Origin of the sequence: Mesorhizobium sp. IMUNJ 23232, from assembly GCF_044326205.1 — a bacterium.
In the GTDB taxonomy this organism is placed as follows: domain Bacteria; phylum Pseudomonadota; class Alphaproteobacteria; order Rhizobiales; family Rhizobiaceae; genus Kumtagia.
This window is the reverse complement of sequence record NZ_JBIRCY010000133.1, coordinates 1-260: the sequence shown is the minus strand read 5'-3', so window position 1 is coordinate 260 and position 260 is coordinate 1. Positions and strand designations below refer to the sequence as shown.

The 260-nt window shown below is 62.7% G+C and carries 1 pseudogene; it reads right to left on the bottom strand.

Annotated elements, in window-relative coordinates:
• Positions 1-124: 124 nt before the first annotated feature.
• Positions 125-260, bottom strand: a pseudogene (locus tag ACH196_RS37605) (exodeoxyribonuclease III); the annotation flags it as partial.

Genomic DNA, 260 nt, shown 5'->3' with positions numbered 1-260 from the left:
GAGACTGATGGGGGGCTGGAGTTCCTCGAACGCTTGAACTCGATGCCGTCAGCACCGAGTTTGACCGGAGCCCCGTTCGATCCGGCTTCATCACGCGAATTCTTCGATCGGAAGGCAGTCGCCGCTATGAAAGTGCCACCCACGCCGGCGCATGATCGCTCGCCCCCTCGAGGGCACGAACGTGCCGGTCGACACCCGCCCCCACCATGCGATTCGAAAGGTCGGGTGTGAGCAGAAGATGGTCTAGCCTCAGCCCTGCA